The 16,583-nt window shown below is 61.2% G+C and carries 14 protein-coding genes and 1 pseudogene; 3 read left to right on the top strand and 12 right to left on the bottom strand.

Going from position 1 to position 16,583, the window contains the following annotated elements; translation table 11 throughout:
- Positions 1-630 (top strand): annotated as a pseudogene (locus tag F579_RS15390) (hypothetical protein); the annotation flags it as partial.
- A gap of 54 nt (positions 631-684) precedes the next feature.
- Here the strand turns inward: F579_RS15390 and F579_RS0114495 are convergent.
- From F579_RS0114495 to F579_RS14730, 5 genes are all read right to left on the bottom strand, one after another.
- The gene (locus tag F579_RS0114495; RefSeq protein ID WP_155984991.1) at positions 685-1,335 is read right to left on the bottom strand and encodes a hypothetical protein; all 651 of its coding nucleotides are present in this window, start codon (positions 1,333-1,335) and stop codon (positions 685-687) included.
- Between the two features lie 62 nt (positions 1,336-1,397).
- Positions 1,398-2,039 carry a hypothetical protein gene (locus tag F579_RS0114490; RefSeq protein WP_231365822.1) on the bottom strand — a complete coding sequence of 214 codons (642 nt, stop codon included), beginning with the start codon at positions 2,037-2,039 and terminating at the stop codon, positions 1,398-1,400.
- A 434-nt stretch (positions 2,040-2,473) separates the two neighbouring features.
- Positions 2,474-5,803: an ESPR-type extended signal peptide-containing protein gene (locus tag F579_RS0114485; RefSeq protein WP_081616939.1), complete on the bottom strand. Its 3,330-nt coding sequence runs from the start codon at positions 5,801-5,803 to the stop codon at positions 2,474-2,476.
- 33 nt (positions 5,804-5,836) lie between these two features.
- The gene (locus F579_RS0114480; RefSeq protein ID WP_019025451.1) at positions 5,837-7,267 is read right to left on the bottom strand and encodes a ShlB/FhaC/HecB family hemolysin secretion/activation protein; all 1,431 of its coding nucleotides are present in this window, start codon (positions 7,265-7,267) and stop codon (positions 5,837-5,839) included.
- A 480-nt stretch (positions 7,268-7,747) separates the two neighbouring features.
- Entirely contained in the window at positions 7,748-8,569 is an 822-nt protein-coding gene (locus F579_RS14730; protein WP_231365821.1) for a hypothetical protein, read from the bottom strand.
- Between the two features lie 253 nt (positions 8,570-8,822).
- On the opposite strand from F579_RS14730, the gene F579_RS0114465 reads away from it, so the two are divergent.
- Positions 8,823-10,007, top strand: coding sequence for a hypothetical protein (locus F579_RS0114465; RefSeq protein ID WP_019025448.1), 1,185 nt, complete (start codon positions 8,823-8,825; stop codon positions 10,005-10,007).
- 18 nt (positions 10,008-10,025) lie between these two features.
- A complete protein-coding gene (locus tag F579_RS0114460; RefSeq protein ID WP_019025447.1) occupies positions 10,026-10,757 on the top strand; it encodes a hypothetical protein in 732 nt (243 codons plus the stop codon).
- A 306-nt stretch (positions 10,758-11,063) separates the two neighbouring features.
- Here the strand turns inward: F579_RS0114460 and F579_RS0114455 are convergent, their stop codons facing one another.
- The 7 genes from F579_RS0114455 to F579_RS0114425 all read right to left on the bottom strand — a co-directional run bounded on the left by F579_RS0114455 (position 11,064) and on the right by F579_RS0114425 (position 16,567).
- Positions 11,064-11,453, bottom strand: a complete 390-nt coding sequence (locus F579_RS0114455) for a hypothetical protein (RefSeq protein ID WP_019025446.1) — start codon at positions 11,451-11,453, stop codon at positions 11,064-11,066.
- 73 nt (positions 11,454-11,526) lie between these two features.
- Positions 11,527-11,892 (bottom strand): hypothetical protein, encoded by a 366-nt coding sequence (locus tag F579_RS0114450; protein ID WP_231365820.1) that lies wholly within the window; start codon positions 11,890-11,892, stop codon positions 11,527-11,529.
- Between the two features lie 121 nt (positions 11,893-12,013).
- A complete protein-coding gene (locus F579_RS0114445; protein ID WP_019025444.1) occupies positions 12,014-12,721 on the bottom strand; it encodes a hypothetical protein in 708 nt (235 codons plus the stop codon).
- Positions 12,722-12,848: 127 nt separating this feature from the next.
- Positions 12,849-13,061 carry a hypothetical protein gene (locus F579_RS15385; protein ID WP_019025443.1) on the bottom strand — a complete coding sequence of 71 codons (213 nt, stop codon included), beginning with the start codon at positions 13,059-13,061 and terminating at the stop codon, positions 12,849-12,851.
- Between the two features lie 44 nt (positions 13,062-13,105).
- Positions 13,106-13,432 carry a hypothetical protein gene (locus F579_RS0114435; protein ID WP_019025442.1) on the bottom strand — a complete coding sequence of 109 codons (327 nt, stop codon included), beginning with the start codon at positions 13,430-13,432 and terminating at the stop codon, positions 13,106-13,108.
- A 2-nt stretch (positions 13,433-13,434) separates the two neighbouring features.
- On the bottom strand, positions 13,435-15,357 hold the full coding sequence (locus F579_RS0114430) for a BRCT domain-containing protein (RefSeq protein ID WP_019025441.1): 1,923 nt from the start codon (positions 15,355-15,357) through the stop codon (positions 13,435-13,437).
- 172 nt (positions 15,358-15,529) lie between these two features.
- Positions 15,530-16,567, bottom strand: coding sequence for a hypothetical protein (locus F579_RS0114425; protein WP_019025440.1), 1,038 nt, complete (start codon positions 16,565-16,567; stop codon positions 15,530-15,532).
- Between the last annotated feature and the right edge of the window lie 16 nt (positions 16,568-16,583).

The following is a 16,583-nucleotide window of genomic DNA, read 5'->3' as shown; positions in this document are numbered from 1 at the left end:
GGCGGCGGCGGTGGTGGTGGCAACCAAGGCGGCGGCGGTGGTGGTGGCAACCAAGGCGGCGGCGGTGGTGGTGGCAACCAAGGCGGCGGCGGTGGCGGTGGTGGCAACCAAGGCGGCGGTGGCGGCGGTGGTGGCAACGCTCCGAGCGGTAACGAGAAATTCCGTATCGACGCCTCCGCTGGTGGCCTATGCCTGAATACGCAGGCGACCGACAGCGCAGGGAATACCCTTGAGGATGTGATCTTCTACCAGTGCGAAGTGGGTGTGGGCTGGTACGGAAACATCGGCGTGATTGATCTCGAAGGCGATGTAGGCAGCGTTGCAGGAAAGATCTGCATGGGGGATCCATCTGTGTCGAACGATCACCTGCATGCGCCGATCGCGGGTGTGCGCAGGGATTACCGAGGGATTGGGATCGGAGGGGGTGAAGTCTTGGGCCAGGGGATTCCGGGGATCCCTCTTCCTGAGGGCGCGGACGGTGGCGAATTCGGCCATCACTTCGTAGTGCGTCGCTACGGAGCCAACAATGCCGGCTGTCGTGAGGTCCTGGAAGAAGCCGGGCACGAGGTCGCCGGGGATTACGATGCGTTTGTGGGGAACCTGGGCAAACACTGGACGCTAGACCCATAAAAAACGGGGCGTTGACCGCCCCGCTCTTTTCGTCGCATTGGCTTCGACTGGGGGCTAGATGGGCTCCCAGTCGCCATCAGCAGTCTTGCATGCCGTGGTTTCCTGAAACTGATCCGCCTGCCCTTCCGGAAGGCTCGATGCATCAACCGTGAAATCAACGCAGGTGAGTCCATTGGTGTGGACGTACTCCTCACTGCGCTGGATGTCGATATTCATCGCTTGCACATCCTCGAAGGTAACCGAAGAGTCTCGCGCCATGGCCCTGAATGCGGCCCCTGTGCCAGCGCCCGCCAACCCGGCCGCCATGCCGATGCTTGCGCCCGATGCGGCGGCACCGAGGTTCCCCGCCATCGCCGCAGAAGGACCGCGCTGACCGATAGCGGCGCCACTGCGGGCTGCATCTGACCCGCTCATCGAATCGATCCCCATCGCGATGGCTTCATGGGCTGCCTGTGCCTGAGGGTCGTCACCGACGGTTGCCGGAATTGTTGCAACCTCGATCTCCTGCTCGGTGGGTGCAAGTGCGGCCGCTTCCGCTTCACGCTGTGCGCGCTCGAATTGGCGTTCGGAGTTTCCGCGGTTGGCGATGGCGCCGATTGTGCCCGCCACGGAACCCGCCCCGGCGCCGCCGGCGCCTGGTGTCGCCATGCATCCGCTCAGAAGAAATCCACTGACCAATAGTGCCGCAAGAGGTGTTCTTTTCATGTGTGTGCTCTTTCGTAGGTTGATGGAACAGCCGTGGAGTCCATTAGCATAAAGGATGCTTGTTACGAAAACGGAGGGGGCGGCGAACACGAGTGGATTTTTGCGTGCTGCGGTGCTCGAACGGCGGCTGCCGATCTAAGGCTCGGTCGACTACAGTCGGGAGCGAGTGCGACAGGGCCCGATTCGCTCTCCTGCACCCCCTCCTTCATTGCCTGGGTCATCGTGAGCGAGAGACCCACCTGGATGATGTGCTGCAGCGTCTCGGCTCGAGCGTGGGTGTTCTTTGTGGCTAGGGAGGCTTGGTCGGTTTGCGCACGCGACAGGGCGTCCAATGTTCGCTCGGGTTGCCGGGCAAGGCCGCTGTCCCCCGCTTGTGAGTCTTCGATCCGACCTGGGCCGCCGAGACGGTCGTGCACCAGGCTCCAGTCGATCAGGCCATCTGGCCGAAGGCTCGAGCGGATGGAGGACAAAACATCGTCGGAGGTAAAAGGCTTCTCGTACAGCACTTCGTCGAGCAGCATCGAGACAGGCGGCTCGTTCTTGGGCGGGCGATTGGGGTGGTGTTCCCGTACCCTGCAGAAGTCGACTGGGAGCTCTTTTGGGATCGCGTAGTCCATTGGGATCGGGAGCATGCGCAGGAGCCCCTGAAGCTCGTATTTGCGCGTATAGGGGGTGTCCCCCTTCCCCTGGAATTCCAGCTGCACTGCCACGATCCTTGGGTCCTGAACACCGGGTAGCAGCTGCGCCGTCAGCACGCCAAGATCCCGTTCGAATACCGGGGGCAGCCGTGACGGGAATGGAAATCGAGGTCGACCAGGTTCCGGGACCCTGGTTGCTCGCAACCATCCAGCATCTGGACCCAGGGTTGGATGAGTCCTTCGAAATGCGACCGGAACATCCAGGCGATGATTGCGGCCGGGGGCAGTGAACGCAGGCGGTCCTCGATTGGGTGAGAGCGATCGCAATCAGGGGGCATCAGTGCGCGCGCTCAGTGTGATTGGCGTCCTCATTCGTAGTCCTTCCCGCCCTAACCCCTCCAACAAAAAACCCTCGTCTGGAGAGTCCAGGGCGAGGGGAATGTGGAGGCACGGAACGTGCGGCTCCGATGGGTGGGGTCGTGTGTGGAGCGTGACCGGGTCTAATTGGAGATCGTTTCGTCCTCGCGCTCTTCATCTTGAAGGTCAATATTGCCTTCCGGTTCCGCATCACTGGTTGATGTGGTGATCGAGGCATCGCTCGAGGCATCGTGGGAGTGTGTCCAGAGCGTGCGATCGCTGTGGCTCACGGGCTCCTCAAAGCCGCGGTCTCGCGTGATTTCGGCATTGATCACGAACCCTTCCGTTACCGCGGGATCATCGATGTCCGTTTCCGGCTCAGGCTCAGGTTCCGGCTCAGGATTGGGCTCAGGCTCAGGTTCCGGAGCCACCTCCCCGGAGGCCCAAATAGTCCGCAGGGTCCGACCCTCCTCGCCTGGCTCATCGTTCTCGCCTGCTGCAAGGATTACCGTGCCGCCTTCGGACGGATCGAACAGCGTCCCGTCCACGCCCTCTGGGTTGTAATCGGTGTTGAACCGGACCATGTCATCGTCACCCATGTCGGCCACCGCCACCCCGTTGATGGTGGTTTCGGTGTGGTTCGCATCCGCAGTCCAGGTCTGGTCGTTGGTGAGATCCCCCTCGAGGTCGCTGTCAGGGTTCACGCCCAGATAGGTGCGTCCGCCGCCGTCAAACTCCAAGGTTCCGCCATTGGTTTCGATGGATGAGGCATCTCGGTAAACGATGTCCCCTCCATGGTCCCGGGAGGCCTCGATCGTCATTGAGCCATCCATCCCACTCAGGGCGAGACGGGAGCCTTGAATCACGACATCGCCACTGGTTCCCCCGTCAGCGCTGATCAGCATTGACTCATCGGCCTCGAGGTTGGACCTCAGAATGGCCACGGAGCCGCTGTAAGCCAGAACGTCCAGGTAGTCCCCTGCGTCAATCTGCGAATCCATGATGCCGATCGAGTAGTTCGACGAAGAGCCGTCGGCATCTGCGATGAGGTCAAGTCCGACAGTGCTGATGATCTCACTGTCGATGATGCGCATGACATTTCCCGAGCCGACGACACCGGGGCCGACCTCCATCATCGGAGCCCAGTTCAGGTCAGTGCCTGCCTCGAAACGGCTCCCCTCGATGATCATGTCGCCGCCAAAGGCGCCCAACCACCAGTCTTCCAGTGAGGTGAGGTCACTATCGGTGATCCGCATGCTGCCATCGGCATATTGAGCATGGTCTTCTGTGAATATATCGATGAATCCACCGAGAATTTCCGAGTCGCGCACCTCGACTTCGCCGCCGTACAGCATGACGTAATCGGCACCGTAGTAGTGGACGTTCTCCAGGAGAATTCGGTTGTCGTAGCCGCTGTTCTCCACGATCAGGGAGTGCCCTTCCCAGCCTTCATCCATGACGCTTTCGTCGGTGACGCCAATCACGACATCGCGAAGCTCGATCGCGCTGCTCCTGGAGCCAGCCCCGCTGTATGCCGTATCCCCGAAGATCTCCACGGACGAATCCATGATGTTGACGCGTTCGAGCTTCACCAGGCCATCGTTGCCCCACCCGTCGAACATCAGGTCGGCATGGGTGGTCCACCCGCTACTGTCACCAATGAAGTCGAAGTTGGAGTCACGAACAATCAGGTCACCATGGTCCATGACGAACGCATACAGGCTCATCGTGGACATATTCACGTCTTCGACAAGAATCCCGCGGGCATCGGTCGGGTCATCGCCCGGAGTGCCAACCATGTTGGAGTAGCTCTGGAAGCCCACGATGTCCGCATCAATATCGGTGTTGCGGACCGTAAGGCCATGCTCGGCGCCGAGATCGGTGTAGCTGTGCGCCTGGAGATCCGGGGTCTGAATGTCACTGTTTTCGATCAGAAGAGAATGCCCGCGCGAATTGCTGCGCCAGTCCTCAGAGAAGATGGCGAGATTGCCGCCGCCGGTATGATCCGAGCGATAGGTGAGGCGGTCGATATGGACGCCCCCCGCTGAATTCATGATCAGGTTGCGGCCGTCCGCGTTGGTGGAGATCTCAACGTTTTCGAGCGCAACCTCGTACCCGGGGTCAACGTTCTCGCTCTCGAGGTTCTGGAATATCGAGACACGAGAGTCATTCCCCTCTGCGACGATGCGCGCATCCTGGATGCGGATCCCTGGGAATGAATCACCGTACCCAATCGTGTCGCGCCAAAGATTGCCCTGGGGGCCCGTCAGGTGGGAGAGGATGTACATGCGACCGTCAGTGGTCTCGATGTCGGCGTCCACGATGTCGTAGAAGCCTGCGATCTGGAGCGAGCGGCCGGCAGTTCGGTTGAAGTTCGGAGCATCGACGAATACCGAGCCGCGCAGGCGCCCTCCGGTTTCGTATGGCGCGACGACCTTGAAGCCGTCACTGCCATCCGTCTCATAGCGCAGGTTGAGGTTCGCATCCTGTGGCGTCAGCACATGAGTGCGCAGAACGTTAGCGCTATCCGATCGGATCGTCAGCTGCTGCTCGTTCAGATCGCCGTCAAATCCGCCTTCTACGTCCGGCAGCTTGAGATAGACATTCGAGTTGCCGACAAGAGAGTCGCGATTTTCGAGATCCACGACCACTTCGGGGGCGTCCCACGCTGCGTCACTCTGGCCGGTTTGCCCGGTCATAAATGGGAGGGTCGGCGCATCGGTCTCTGCGTCCACGAGGTCGACCTGTGCGTCCGTAGCATTCACCGCCACTTCGACGTGATCGGTCACGGAGTCCAGGCCGTCGAGCCCTTCAATGGTGACACCGGCATCGACCGTAATGGGAGCATCGGTCAAATCAGCACTGAGGATGTCGCCATCGATATCGTGTTCGGCTGCCAGTCCGATGAAGTTGGATGGCAATACCGCCGATCCCCCAATGTGCATGCCATTCGGGTTGATGAGGGCCACGGCGGCGCCAGTCAGATTGGTGATCGCGCCATCAATCTGGGACAGGACTCCTGTCTGGTCGATATTGACCCAGATACCGGGAGTGCCCGCGGCCCCCTGGTCACTGAAGATGACCTCATTGCCCGAGCCGATGTTGAACCCGCCCGTCCAGTCGATCGTTACGCCGTCGGCATTGCCGAGCGCCGTATCGCCCAGCTGGTCCGCCAGGATCTCCAGCGTGTTCGAATCGATCTCGGTGATGGTGCCATCCGAACCATGGATGAAAACCCCGCCGCTCGGGAGCCCGGCCGAAGCCGAGGCAGCACACAGGCCCAAGGCAACCCCGGCGGACAGGGCCGCCATTCGTCGAATCATCGATCCTGAAGAGTCACGCTGCGCTTCGGTGATCTCAGGCGATTGTCCGGATACCCCAGAAGCCTGACGTCCTCGGCGTCCATCGAGCTCGGAGACTGCAACCCAAGCGCCCAATCCCGCGTTGTAGATGCTCTTGAAAATGTGGTTCATGCTCGTCCTTTATTGGTCGTCGATCGGGGGCTATCAGAAGCGCGCCACCAGGTTGAAATTCAGGCGGCCATCAGAGTCGTCGGTGATGACGTTCCGGTCATTCGTGACGCGGGCATACCCAACCTCTCCGGAGAAGTGGTCCCCGAAGCGCATGACGGTGCCGATCTCGACGCTTTCGACCGTGCGGCGGTCGCCGATCATGGGTTTTCCGCTGCCCATGTTGTAGCCAACAAAGGGGCGGATCCGGCCGTTCTCAAAATCGACCGCAGGAGTGAATAGCCGCAAACCTGCGTAGTGACCCTCGCTTACGCTTGCGATGCCGGCTCGGTAGCCAGAGCCCCGGTGCTGTCCGCCGATCACAAAGTCGCGCTGATTGGGGAGCATCCCCGAGTTTGACTGGAGTCCAGCGGACATGGACAGGAGCATTGAGCCCAGGGGTTGCGATGCATTGGCGTCTACTGCCAGGCGGGTCCAATTGGAATCCAGCTCCCGGCCAAGGCCAAATCCGGAATTGCTGGCCGAAAGGCCCCGCTCAAGCGACGCATCGAGCGTCATCGACAGAGGGGCGGCCCTTCCCCAGTCCATCTTGTGGTCGGTCTCCACCCCGATCTCGACCGCGGTGGATTTTTGGTCACCCTCGAGAGCAACGATCCCGATGTTGCTTTCCTGGTAGTAGTGATTGAGGTTCACGTACGGCTTGAGGCCCTCGACCGGGTAGGACCAACCAATCGATGCCCTATAGGTGGTCCCGTTCAGGTCGAAATCGGCGAAATCGCCCCCCTGCTTGGAGTCGGCGTATGCCCCACGCAAGGAGAAGACGCCGACCGGGGCGGGACGCATGGCACTCAGCTGGAGTGCGTCGTAGCGCCCGCCTTTCGAATCACTGGGGCTGATTGCCTCAACGCCGTGGGAGTATCCGCCCGAGAAGATCCAACCTCCGGCGCCCGTCCGGAAGAGCCCGGAGATGATGTTTTCGCCGGTATTCCGGCCGCCGTAGGACGAGACCATGGCCGCCAGAACGGTCCGATCAGCCTCGTTGACCTCTGCAGTGACGGGAAGCGTCCCATCCTTGACCTGGCCGTAGGAGATCGCGGGCCGACCGCCGCGTGCCTCGGCGGCTAGATCCGTCAGAGGGAGATGACGCTGAGTGGACTCCAGGGAGTCGCGGACATAAGGGGCGAGAACGCCTTCCGCCTTAATCTCGGCCTCCCGGATCTCGATGGTTCGGGAGTCTGCGTCAACGCGCGCATAAACCTGAACGTCGCCATTCTTGCGCAGCTGCTCGATCAAGGCCGTCAGATCGCCGCGGGGATCGGCCGATTCGATGCGGTCAGGGGTATCAAGATGCTCGGGGCTCTCAATACTCCAGCCCGAGTCTGCCAGCGCCCCTTGTGTGGCGGTGCCGAAAGCGGCAAGCAAGGCGAGCGTCAGTGCGCGACGAAAGGGAATGGCGCCATCATTCATATACGATACCTTTTACGTAATCCTATAGGTCGGATCTGGCCTGGATCTTTCGGTTATTAAGATGCAGGAGCGGACAGCACAAATCATACACGATATGTCTTATGAAACTATCGGCTCCGGTATTGCGTGGCGAAAATGCCGAAACCCCGGGGCAGGACAACGAGTACGTGAACCTCGGGCTACACTCGTCATCGCGCGGGGGTTACATGGCGCCGCGTGATCCAGGCAGATTCACTACGGCATGAGGGTCCGGAAGATGGCCAAGCAGAACCGGAAGATTGCTCACATTGATCTGTCCCAGGAGGACCAGGTCACTCGACCAAAGGCGGGGAAAAAGAACCAACAGAAGAACAAGCAGAAGAGCAAGCAACCCCTGAAAGGCGCCCGCCGAGGATGACTGCAGGACCACCTGGGGCGGGTAGCGATGTATCAGCCTGCCCCGGTGAGAGGCGCGGTTATGCGCCCCTCACCATGTCGGTGTCATACCAGCACGAACATCAAGATCGTCGCGGATACCGCAAAAACGGAGAACAAGGCGCTAACCCACCCAAACCCGGCAAGAAGACCGCCAGCAAACGCGAGCGGTGAGGCGAATACGCGCAAACCCGGGGTTTGATCCAGCCGATCCAGAATCCCGACCCCGACATTGACCCCTTTTTGCTTCGCGAGCCGGTGTGTGACGCTAGCGGCCGTTTCCAGGATGTCATTCCGGTCGACACCCCTCGCATCGAAATCCTCGTCATGAGTGACCTGGTTCCGGACGGAGGCGATATAGCGGATGGCCTTCACATCCTGCGGGTCGAGCTCGCCCTCAACCGAGGTCATTTTCTCGTGCAGCCCCTTCCCTTCGGCGCCGTACCACTCGGACAGGAGTTTCTCGAGCTTTTTCGAGACGCACAGCATGACGGACTCGAGATCCCGCTTCCCTCGGCAGACCGCGGGTGAGGTCAGCTGGATGGGGCCGGATTCTCCGCGCACGTTCGCCCGGATCGCGGAATAGATGACGGATGCGATCCAGAGAAGCGGGAACACAAAGACCATCCCCAGGCCCGCAAGCATCAGGGGGGGAGAGTCATAGTCGAGCTCCCCGATCGGAAGAGCCCCGAGGCTTCCAGCGACCGGGACGGCAAGCGGCACAAAGACGACAGTGGCACCCAGGAGGATGGGCCACGATGACCCCTTGTTGGCTGAGCTTCTCATGAGGTTGAGAAACCATTCGAAGCGGCTCATGAAGCCGAAAACGAAGAAGTAGACAACGTAGTAGAAGAAGAGCGAAACAAGGTAGGAGGTCTCGTCGGACATGGATGAGCTCGCTTTTGCATGAATTGCAGGAGCCAGGAAGGCCCCGGTGAACATTTCCCGATCCGGGCGCGATGTGGCCCTGGGGTTGGCGGTCAGGCCCCGTCAGCGTGCTCTGCCATGTTGGAACGAGAGCGCCGAGGCCAGGGGGGGTGAGGTCTTCAGCTTGAGACTCGTGCAGCGGCCCCGATCTAAGGTTTGATCATTATTCCGTATGTGATACTGTTCGGTCAAATTTCAGCGGGGCGCAAGTTTCATGGGTGCTACGGTCTACCACGACATCAGGGCGGGCTACCTGGAGGTCAATGGCACCCCCTACTTCGCCCTTTGCGAAACATCCAGAGACAAGAAATCGCCGAAGAGCGAGGCGAGTGAAAGCGTGATCGCCTTCGGAACGGCCCGGCAAGTCTGTCAGCGACTGTTCGATATTGCGAGCTCTTGCGCTGGAGGCATGCTACAGGGGCCATCCGGAATGGTGAACCCGGAAACGTATGTTCGGCGTGGGCTGAAGGCGCTGAATGACCCAGGTCGCATCCTTCCTGAATACGAGGCATCCCTGGAGTCCAGGGCTCTGCGTGAGGATCGCTGGGGCGACGGTCCAATCAACGAGAACCATCAGATCCTGGATGAATTGCGCTCAAGCGGCCTTGGGGAGTTGGCGGAGTCGCTCATCCTTGGCGAAGAGATCAGTCTGCCGCTGGGGCAATATGCCGGTGTGGTCGCGGCCGTAAATGAAAGAGCCCAGTATTCCTTCCGAGTTTTCCCATATGCGGTGCGGCGCCCCAGTTTTGAGGAGCAAAACAAAGATGACCGGACCTGGGAGGCGTTTCAGGCAGGGTCGCTCGGTGATCAAGTAACCATGCATCGCTATAACCCTGGGGGTGTCCTGTTCAAGGAGGCACTTTCCGCGGTCCCGGAGGCGGATCTGGATGCCAGCCTGGCAGGCGACGTTCAGGTGTTCGGGGTGACTGAGAAATTCATGGTGGTGGAAAAGGCCGGCGGTGCGGTTGAGTTCGCCTCTTCCTCGTACGATCTGGTGGCGAGATATACGGAGGCATTCGGCCGCGATCGGGCGCCGGAGGCGGCGCGCTTTCAGAGCCATGTGCGCAACTTCCGCAAGACGATCGGGGAGGCGCTCGATGCCCAGAGGCCTATCCCCGGCGACTTCTACATCGACCTTCGGAGTAACGAGTCCATTCGGGAGATGGAGGTCTTCCGGGAGGCCCTGGAGGGGCATGTTGTCCGGGACCGGTATCTCCCGCTCCAGGTCGTCGAGCAGTGCCATCGTCTTGGTAGTGGGCACACGATGATGAATATCGAGTGCGCACTCAGGAGAGGCGACGCGGGCATCAAGCGCATCCAGAAAGAGATGCTGCACGAGGGGGCCCTGGAGGCTGCGAATGCCGAAGTGCGCCCGGGCCAGTGTTACCGGCTATTCTGATCCAGGAGGAGTTACAAGATGCCGCAGAACGAGGAGTCCTTGATCGTGCAGCCGCCTTTCCGTGCGCGGCTCGAGGTGGCCAAAGAGCCGTTTGAGCTCCTTGTGCGCCCTGTGCTGGATGGGGTCGTGGAAACGGGCGCGCGATCAGTGGACGAGATCCTGACAAACGGGGCCTGGCTCAAGGAGCATGGAGGGATTGAGCGCAATGGCGTTGTGATGCTCGAGATCCCGGAGAGCGTTTCCGGATTCGCGAAGCCGATTGCTGCTATGCGGATCCTGCAACAAGCGCTTCAACGTCTGGAGGTTGGTCACCAGCTGACGTATGCAAACCCCACCGGGGTCGATCGGGCGAGGTTGACCACCAACGGATATCGGCCCCGATACCCGAACGAGCCCGGGGAACCCTACACCGTCAAGGCCACACTGGGGGTTCCAACCTCGAAGCTTCGTGAGCTGGAGGCCCAAGGGAAAGGCGGTGAGTTATTCAATGGGCAGAACCTCTCGACCCGGATCGAGATGAGCGTCGCTGGGCGGCGGCGGGAGTGCCCGATGATCGAGCCGGTGCGCAACCACCCCTATTCGTTGGATGTCGCCGCTGCGGCTGCGGCTGCGGCTGCGGCCACGGTGCCCCCGGGTGACATCAACCTTGATGCCTGGTGCGCGCGCCTGCGCGCGCGGCAATTGAGTCAGGCGGTTCCGGAAGGGATCGCGGGTCAGGCGATCGTAACCAGGGTGCGCGCCAAGATCTGAGGAACCGCGGCGTGGCGTCCGCTCTACGGGCTGGCGACCCTCGTCAATCGGGACGCCGGCATTGAGGATGCCCTGGGATCGGGCAAGCGCGAGTGCGGAGAGGGTAAAAGCGTCCTCGATGACCCCGCTCGCTAGGGCTGAATCGAGTTCGTCCAAGGTGATCGCGACATAGGTACTCCCCTCCTCTGTCTCTGGGGCGAATACCTGTGAGCCCGCGGTACTGAAAGATCGCTAGATTTCGGTGTTACACGCGAGGCTCTGATCCATGTCTGCCCGCGCCGCCCTCCTTTCGTTGCCCGAGTCTGGCTAGCGAACGATCCGCGTGGCCTCGGTCGAATCCAGCCATTCCGGCCAGTCCGACACGAACGGACGCAGATCCTCCAGCGTGAGTGGACCCCGAAAACGCCGGTCGCGATGGCTTTCGCCGGGCCAGAAATCGCCCTCGTACATCTCCTCCTCCGGCGCGAGCCAGCGAAGAAGCTGTTCTGCGGTATGGAACCGTGCAGCAGAGCGATATCCCAGAGAAGGATCCAGTTGCACCCCCCGCATCCGTGCACGGACATACGGCGGGATTTGGCGCAGCAGGTCAATCAGCGGGGACTGCGCCCGGTGCCGCCGAGGGGTCTCCCCCGTGGTGCGAAAACGCAGGTACGCCTGAGGGTCGGTGGCGATGCGATGAAGATCGCGGCTGTTCATAAGGTTGCTCCTTTCCGGCTTCGGCCGGGCGTCCGCAGCCCGAGGTCTTGGGCCGCTTATAGAGAGGACAGGATTACAGAACCGAACCACCCGCCTTCGCCACGGCCTCCTCGACCGCCTCACGGTTCTTTTCGGAAACCGCCACCTGAAGGATGACACGGGTTTCACCCTGGGCCCGCTTCCGCCACATCCGAGCGTACTCGGGCAGAGAGGCGATCACGGGGGCAATGACTTCCCCCTCTGTGTCGCGGCGGACGTCGCCGTACTGGATCTCCACAGCGGTGTTCGCCCCCAGGGCCTCCAGATCATCCAGATTCAGGGGCTCTCCCCCGTCGAGAAGGATGACCTCGTCATCATGCCAAACCCCATCCGGCCAGTAGTCCGGGTCTGAGTAGAACGCTCGGAACTCCGCGCCACTCATTCGTACCGAATCTGACATGAAATGGGCTCCTGAAAAGTGACCACAACAGACTAGCATCGTAGTAATGCGAAATCAATAATTCGGGCGGACTGGCGACCGATTTATATGAGTGTCACGAAGCAATCGGCCGCGACAGGGGCTATTGGGCGTCCTGCTCTTCCTTCTGTTTCGTGATGCGCTTTTTCGTTTCGGGCCAGTTTCGCATTGCTGCGTACTCAGCTTCCGTGAGAGATCGACCTTGTTCCGCGACCTTGCGCTGGTAGGCGCCAATGACGGGATCCTCCTTGCAAAGTTCCGCGGCCTCCGCTGCATGCGGGTCCGAGATCCGTTCAAGGCCACCCAGGCGATCACTCAGGCGCTTCATGTCGATTCCGGTAAAGCGTTTCCACTGAAAGCCGCCCCAGAAAAGACCCAGAAGCAAGCCAATGAGCGCCCCATAGATCGAGAACAAGACCAGACCGGAGGATGCGCCCTGGAGAAGGAATGCGGACAGAACAATGGCTCCGACAAATGAAGCGAGGGTCGCCAGGAGGGGTGTGGTCTTGTCGCGCAGCACACTGAGCACAACACCAGAAAGGAATACCGCTGGAAGCGCCATCGCAATACCAATGAGCATCGGAATCCAGGGTGCCAGGGTCGTATCGGCGCGGCTGATCTGCCCGGTGAGCCACGTTCCACCCACCCAAAAGGCTACAAAAAACGCAACCGGGATAAAGGCGGCCAAAGCGTGCTTCCAGTGCAGGGATACCTGCTTATTGATTAGCTCCACCCGCGCAAAGTCGATCGCGAGATTGATCGGCGGCTGAGTGGTCAGGTCGGGGTTGGTGGCCTTGTCGATTTCACTCATGTCGAGCTCCTTTTCGTATGGTTTCTGCTCGGCAAGAGCATGTGCCGCGATTGGCGGCCGTAAAGTTTGGGTTGGCGCGCTCCACCCAGGCCGCCTTATCGAAGATGCGGACCTGGTCGGGCACGGGTCAAGTGGCATTCGGGGCGTGTAACCGACGCATTGCATCGTCTCGCTCCTCGCGCTGCCTTTTGACCTCTAGATCGCGCGCCCACGTCCGGATCGCCGCGACCTCGCCGGCAGTCAGGGTTCGACCCTGACGAGCAACCGCGTTGCGGTAGGCCTCGATCTCGGGATGGCTCGAGGCGATCTCGAGAGCCTCCTGCACATACTCGGGGCGCATCGGTTCAAGTTGTCGCCGTTTGTGTTTGGCGTTCTCCAGGTGCTTCAGCAGCTTGGTCCGCCGGGAACCGGCCAGGGGGATGAAGACCCCATATGCCACCACGATCGCCCCCCCCAAAAAAGCACGGACAAAACGGTTGTCTCGAATTCTCCGGACGCGACCTGGTGGAAGAACCGCACAACGAAAAATGGAAGCGCAATAACGGCACCCGCCAGAAGAGCCCCCATGAGCCACATATCGAGGGTAAAACGCTTTTCCAGCGCGTTGACGCTGACCTGGAGAGATGCAGCCACCAGGTCAATGGATTCCTGCCGAACGGGCTCCGCTCGCAGGTCGAACTGGATTTCGTTCTTATCGTTGCGCATCGCCATGTTCAATCGCCTCCTTCCAGCGAGGCGGCCCAGGCCGATTCATCCAGAATCCGCACCTGTTCTTTGCCCGCTTTTTCGTTGATGGCCTCGGCCTTCTTGCGCTTCGAGCCCGCCTTTTCACCGCACACCAGGATCGTCGTCTTGGAGTTCACACTGGACTGGATCGTCGCGCCCAGTCCGCGCGCCTGCTCCTCCAGCTCGCCCCGGCTCCCGAGGGTCAGGGTGCCAGTGAACACCACCGACTCGCCCGCCAGCGGGGCGTCAGCGTTCTCAGTGGCCTCGGCCGCCAGTGGCGTGCGCTCCAGATTGAAGCCCAGGCGGATCATGATCTCGATACTCTCGCGCTGCTCCTGAAGCTGTTCGGCGATCGCGCGGGAGGTGATCGGCCCAAAACCATCGACCGCGGCAATGGCCTCGGCGGTGAGACCCGTCACCTGCTCCAGCGGGTAGACCGCCAGCAGCTTGCGCGAATCCCCGCGACCGAGGTGGCGCAGGCCCAGCGCGGCCAGGAAGCGCCAGTCCGGCACGGCTTCGCGACGGCAGCGATCCAGTTCGCGCACGAGGTTCGCCGACTGCCCCGGGCCAAAGCCCATCGCCAGGAACGCGCCCTCCTCCAGATCAAAGAGCCCGCGCAGGTCGGTATAGCCGTTTTCGACCAGCGCCCCGACGGTTTTCGGTCCAAACAAATCGGCATTGCCCATAATGTGGAAGAAGTGGCGCAGTCGCGCTTCGGCCTGGGCCAGGCAACCCACGGTATTCGGGCATACCGCGTACTCGCCCTCGACCTCAGCCTCGTGTCCGCAGGACGGGCAATGGGTCACGGTCATCGGTTCAGACGCCGGTTCCAGCACCCGCTCCAGCTTCGGGATCACGTCGCCCGCGCGACTGATCTCGATTTCGGCCCCGACCCCGAGCCCCTGCTGGGCCAGATTAGCCGCAGTGTGGGCGGTCACGTTCGAGATGCGCGCCCCGGTCAGAAGCACGGGATCGAACTCAAGCACCGGGGTAATGCGCCCAGTGCGCCCGGTCTGGATGCGAATGTCGCGCACACGGACATGAGCGACCTCGCCCTTGGTCTTGAGCGCGACTTGCCATCGATGATGGTGGGATGTGGAGCCCATGTGGGCTTTCACTGCCTCGTCCGTTACCTCCAGCACAACCCCGTCCGTGCGGTACGGCACGGCCTGACGCAGCGCCTCCATGCGTTCCTGCCAGCTTGCCATCACGACGGCGGCCGACGCCTGCCACACGGGAAGCTGGCGATAGGGGAAGAAGATGATGGCTTGAGCATCCGCCGCCTTCTGGTGATGCGGCTTGACCGTATCGGCCCCGACAAACCCCGCGACGAAATTGCGCGGATGCGGCATGCCGAAGGCCACCCGAATCTCGTCCTGAAAGAACATCTCCTCCAGCACCAGCTCGCCCGGGCCCGGCTCCATCGAGCCATCCGGTGTGCGCAGACCACGCTCGAAGGCGTGGGAGATGTCGGCTCCGGCAAAACCATTGCCGCGTGTGACCAGGCGGCCATCCGGGCGCTGCATTCCGGCAATGCCATCCAGCTTCGGGGTCATCCGGAACGTCAGGGTTTCCGGGCGGATACCCAGCGCCTCGGCGGCGACCTCGACCCGCCCAAGGAAACGGCGAAGCTCGTCCTCCGTGTAGGCCTTGTCGGTCGAGAGCATCGGAATATCGTGCTTGACGGTATCGCCCTCGAAGGCATCGGGCTCCACCGTCCGCAGGAACGGGTGATCAGGCTCTCTTTCCTTGAGGGCTGCAACAAAGAGGTGATCGTAGGTGTGATCATCTACCAGCGGGCTCCCTGCCCGATAGGAAGCATTCAGAAGCCCGCAGACCTCGGCAAGCTCCTCTGTCGTGCAATGCTTCGGGTGCTTCACCCCTTCCGGGAGGATCACTGCCTGTTCCATGGGTTGCCTCGAGTCTTAAGTGATACCGATATTGTATAGCGAAACGTAATACGAAAACAATACAACATACAACAAAAAACCCCAGAACCACAGGGCTCCGGGGTTGAGGTGTTGTCCGGTCTGGGGCCCTTCTCTTCAGCGGGGCGTTTCGACCGGAGCTGGATCGAATGGGTTAGTCGGGATTGGCGCGGCAGGGCGCAACCTGATCGCGGTCGAACCAGCGCGGGGCGTTGACCTCAACATGCTGGAAGCGCCCCACGCCCCCGCGGAAGAAGAAGCCATCACGGGACGATGCGGCCCGGCCAACGACGTACATTTGAACGCGATCGCCCTCAATGCTCTCTACGTTACCGAAGAAATTCGAGTCATACGTGCAGATGGTGTCGCCCCGGCTCAAGTCGAACTGAGATCGGCGATTCCAGGTCTGGCGATCCTGGTTGATCCGGCGCTGCTGGTCGGCGCGCGCTGTCTCGACTGCGCTGACCCGGTTCTCTTGCTCCTCGATCGCTCGCGCCATGCGCCTCTGGAACGTTGCATCGCCCGATAGATGCTGGAGTGCGTCCGGAACGTCGGTGGCCGAGCGGACATGGATGCTTTGATGGTTGGGGTGGCGCCCAACGGCCACCCCCGCGGTGTTCTCGGATCCTCGCGCCGTCCTGCCCCAGAAGACGGGATGAGACGCCCGCCCAAAACTCAGCCTCCTTGCGGCATCAGCGGCGGCTTCGGGGGCTTCGCTGACATTTGCCAGGATTTCTGCGGGCTCATCCAGGAACAGGGTATTGACGGTGAGCCGCGACCCACTCACCTCGTTGGTAAAGGGCGCATCCAGGCAGGCGGTGTGCTCGGATTCCGGGGGCCAGGGTTGGCGGCCTCGGTGTTCGGTTTGGTTGAGTCGCCCACTGGTGTAGAGCCGGCTTTCGATGTGGTAGACCGTGAATTCATACGTCTTTCGGACCCTTTCCACGCGATCCCTTCGCTGGGAGCCGACGGGATGAACCTCGCTCCTCGAGACAATGATGCTATCCCCGTCCTCCATGATTGCCTCGCACCGGGTGGTCCTGAAGTGGTGAGTGTCGATGATGCGGAAGCCGGCCTCTTCTGCAGCTGACTGGCGATCCTCAAGGCTCGGGCTTGGGCTGGAGGCGCAACCAGAAAGGAACAGGGCGCCAGTGGCAATTGCGGTGCTGATCGATAGAGTGCGTAGCTTCATGAGGACTTCCCTTTCG

Source organism: Thioalkalivibrio sp. ALJ21, assembly GCF_000378605.1.
Classification (GTDB): Bacteria; Pseudomonadota; Gammaproteobacteria; order Ectothiorhodospirales; family Ectothiorhodospiraceae; genus Thioalkalivibrio.
This window is presented reverse-complemented; position numbering and strand designations above follow the sequence as displayed.

What these genes read in the sequence shown, in the direction of transcription:
- F579_RS0114495 (WP_155984991.1), bottom strand. Translation starts at nt 1,335, where the DNA reads ATGAAAAGAACACCTCTTGCGGCACTATTGGTCAGTGGATTTCTTCTG.
- F579_RS0114485 (WP_081616939.1), bottom strand. Translation starts at nt 5,803, where the DNA reads ATGAACCACATTTTCAAGAGCATCTACAACGCGGGATTGGGCGCTTGG.
- F579_RS0114480 (WP_019025451.1), bottom strand. Translation starts at nt 7,267, where the DNA reads ATGAATGATGGCGCCATTCCCTTTCGTCGCGCACTGACGCTCGCCTTG.
- F579_RS14730 (WP_231365821.1), bottom strand. Translation starts at nt 8,569, where the DNA reads ATGTCCGACGAGACCTCCTACCTTGTTTCGCTCTTCTTCTACTACGTT.
- F579_RS0114465 (WP_019025448.1), top strand. Translation starts at nt 8,823, where the DNA reads ATGGGTGCTACGGTCTACCACGACATCAGGGCGGGCTACCTGGAGGTC.
- F579_RS0114460 (WP_019025447.1), top strand. Translation starts at nt 10,026, where the DNA reads ATGCCGCAGAACGAGGAGTCCTTGATCGTGCAGCCGCCTTTCCGTGCG.
- F579_RS0114455 (WP_019025446.1), bottom strand. Translation starts at nt 11,453, where the DNA reads ATGAACAGCCGCGATCTTCATCGCATCGCCACCGACCCTCAGGCGTAC.
- F579_RS0114450 (WP_231365820.1), bottom strand. Translation starts at nt 11,892, where the DNA reads ATGTCAGATTCGGTACGAATGAGTGGCGCGGAGTTCCGAGCGTTCTAC.
- F579_RS0114445 (WP_019025444.1), bottom strand. Translation starts at nt 12,721, where the DNA reads ATGAGTGAAATCGACAAGGCCACCAACCCCGACCTGACCACTCAGCCG.
- F579_RS15385 (WP_019025443.1), bottom strand. Translation starts at nt 13,061, where the DNA reads ATGCGCCCCGAGTATGTGCAGGAGGCTCTCGAGATCGCCTCGAGCCAT.
- F579_RS0114435 (WP_019025442.1), bottom strand. Translation starts at nt 13,432, where the DNA reads ATGGCGATGCGCAACGATAAGAACGAAATCCAGTTCGACCTGCGAGCG.
- F579_RS0114430 (WP_019025441.1), bottom strand. Translation starts at nt 15,357, where the DNA reads ATGGAACAGGCAGTGATCCTCCCGGAAGGGGTGAAGCACCCGAAGCAT.
- F579_RS0114425 (WP_019025440.1), bottom strand. Translation starts at nt 16,567, where the DNA reads ATGAAGCTACGCACTCTATCGATCAGCACCGCAATTGCCACTGGCGCC.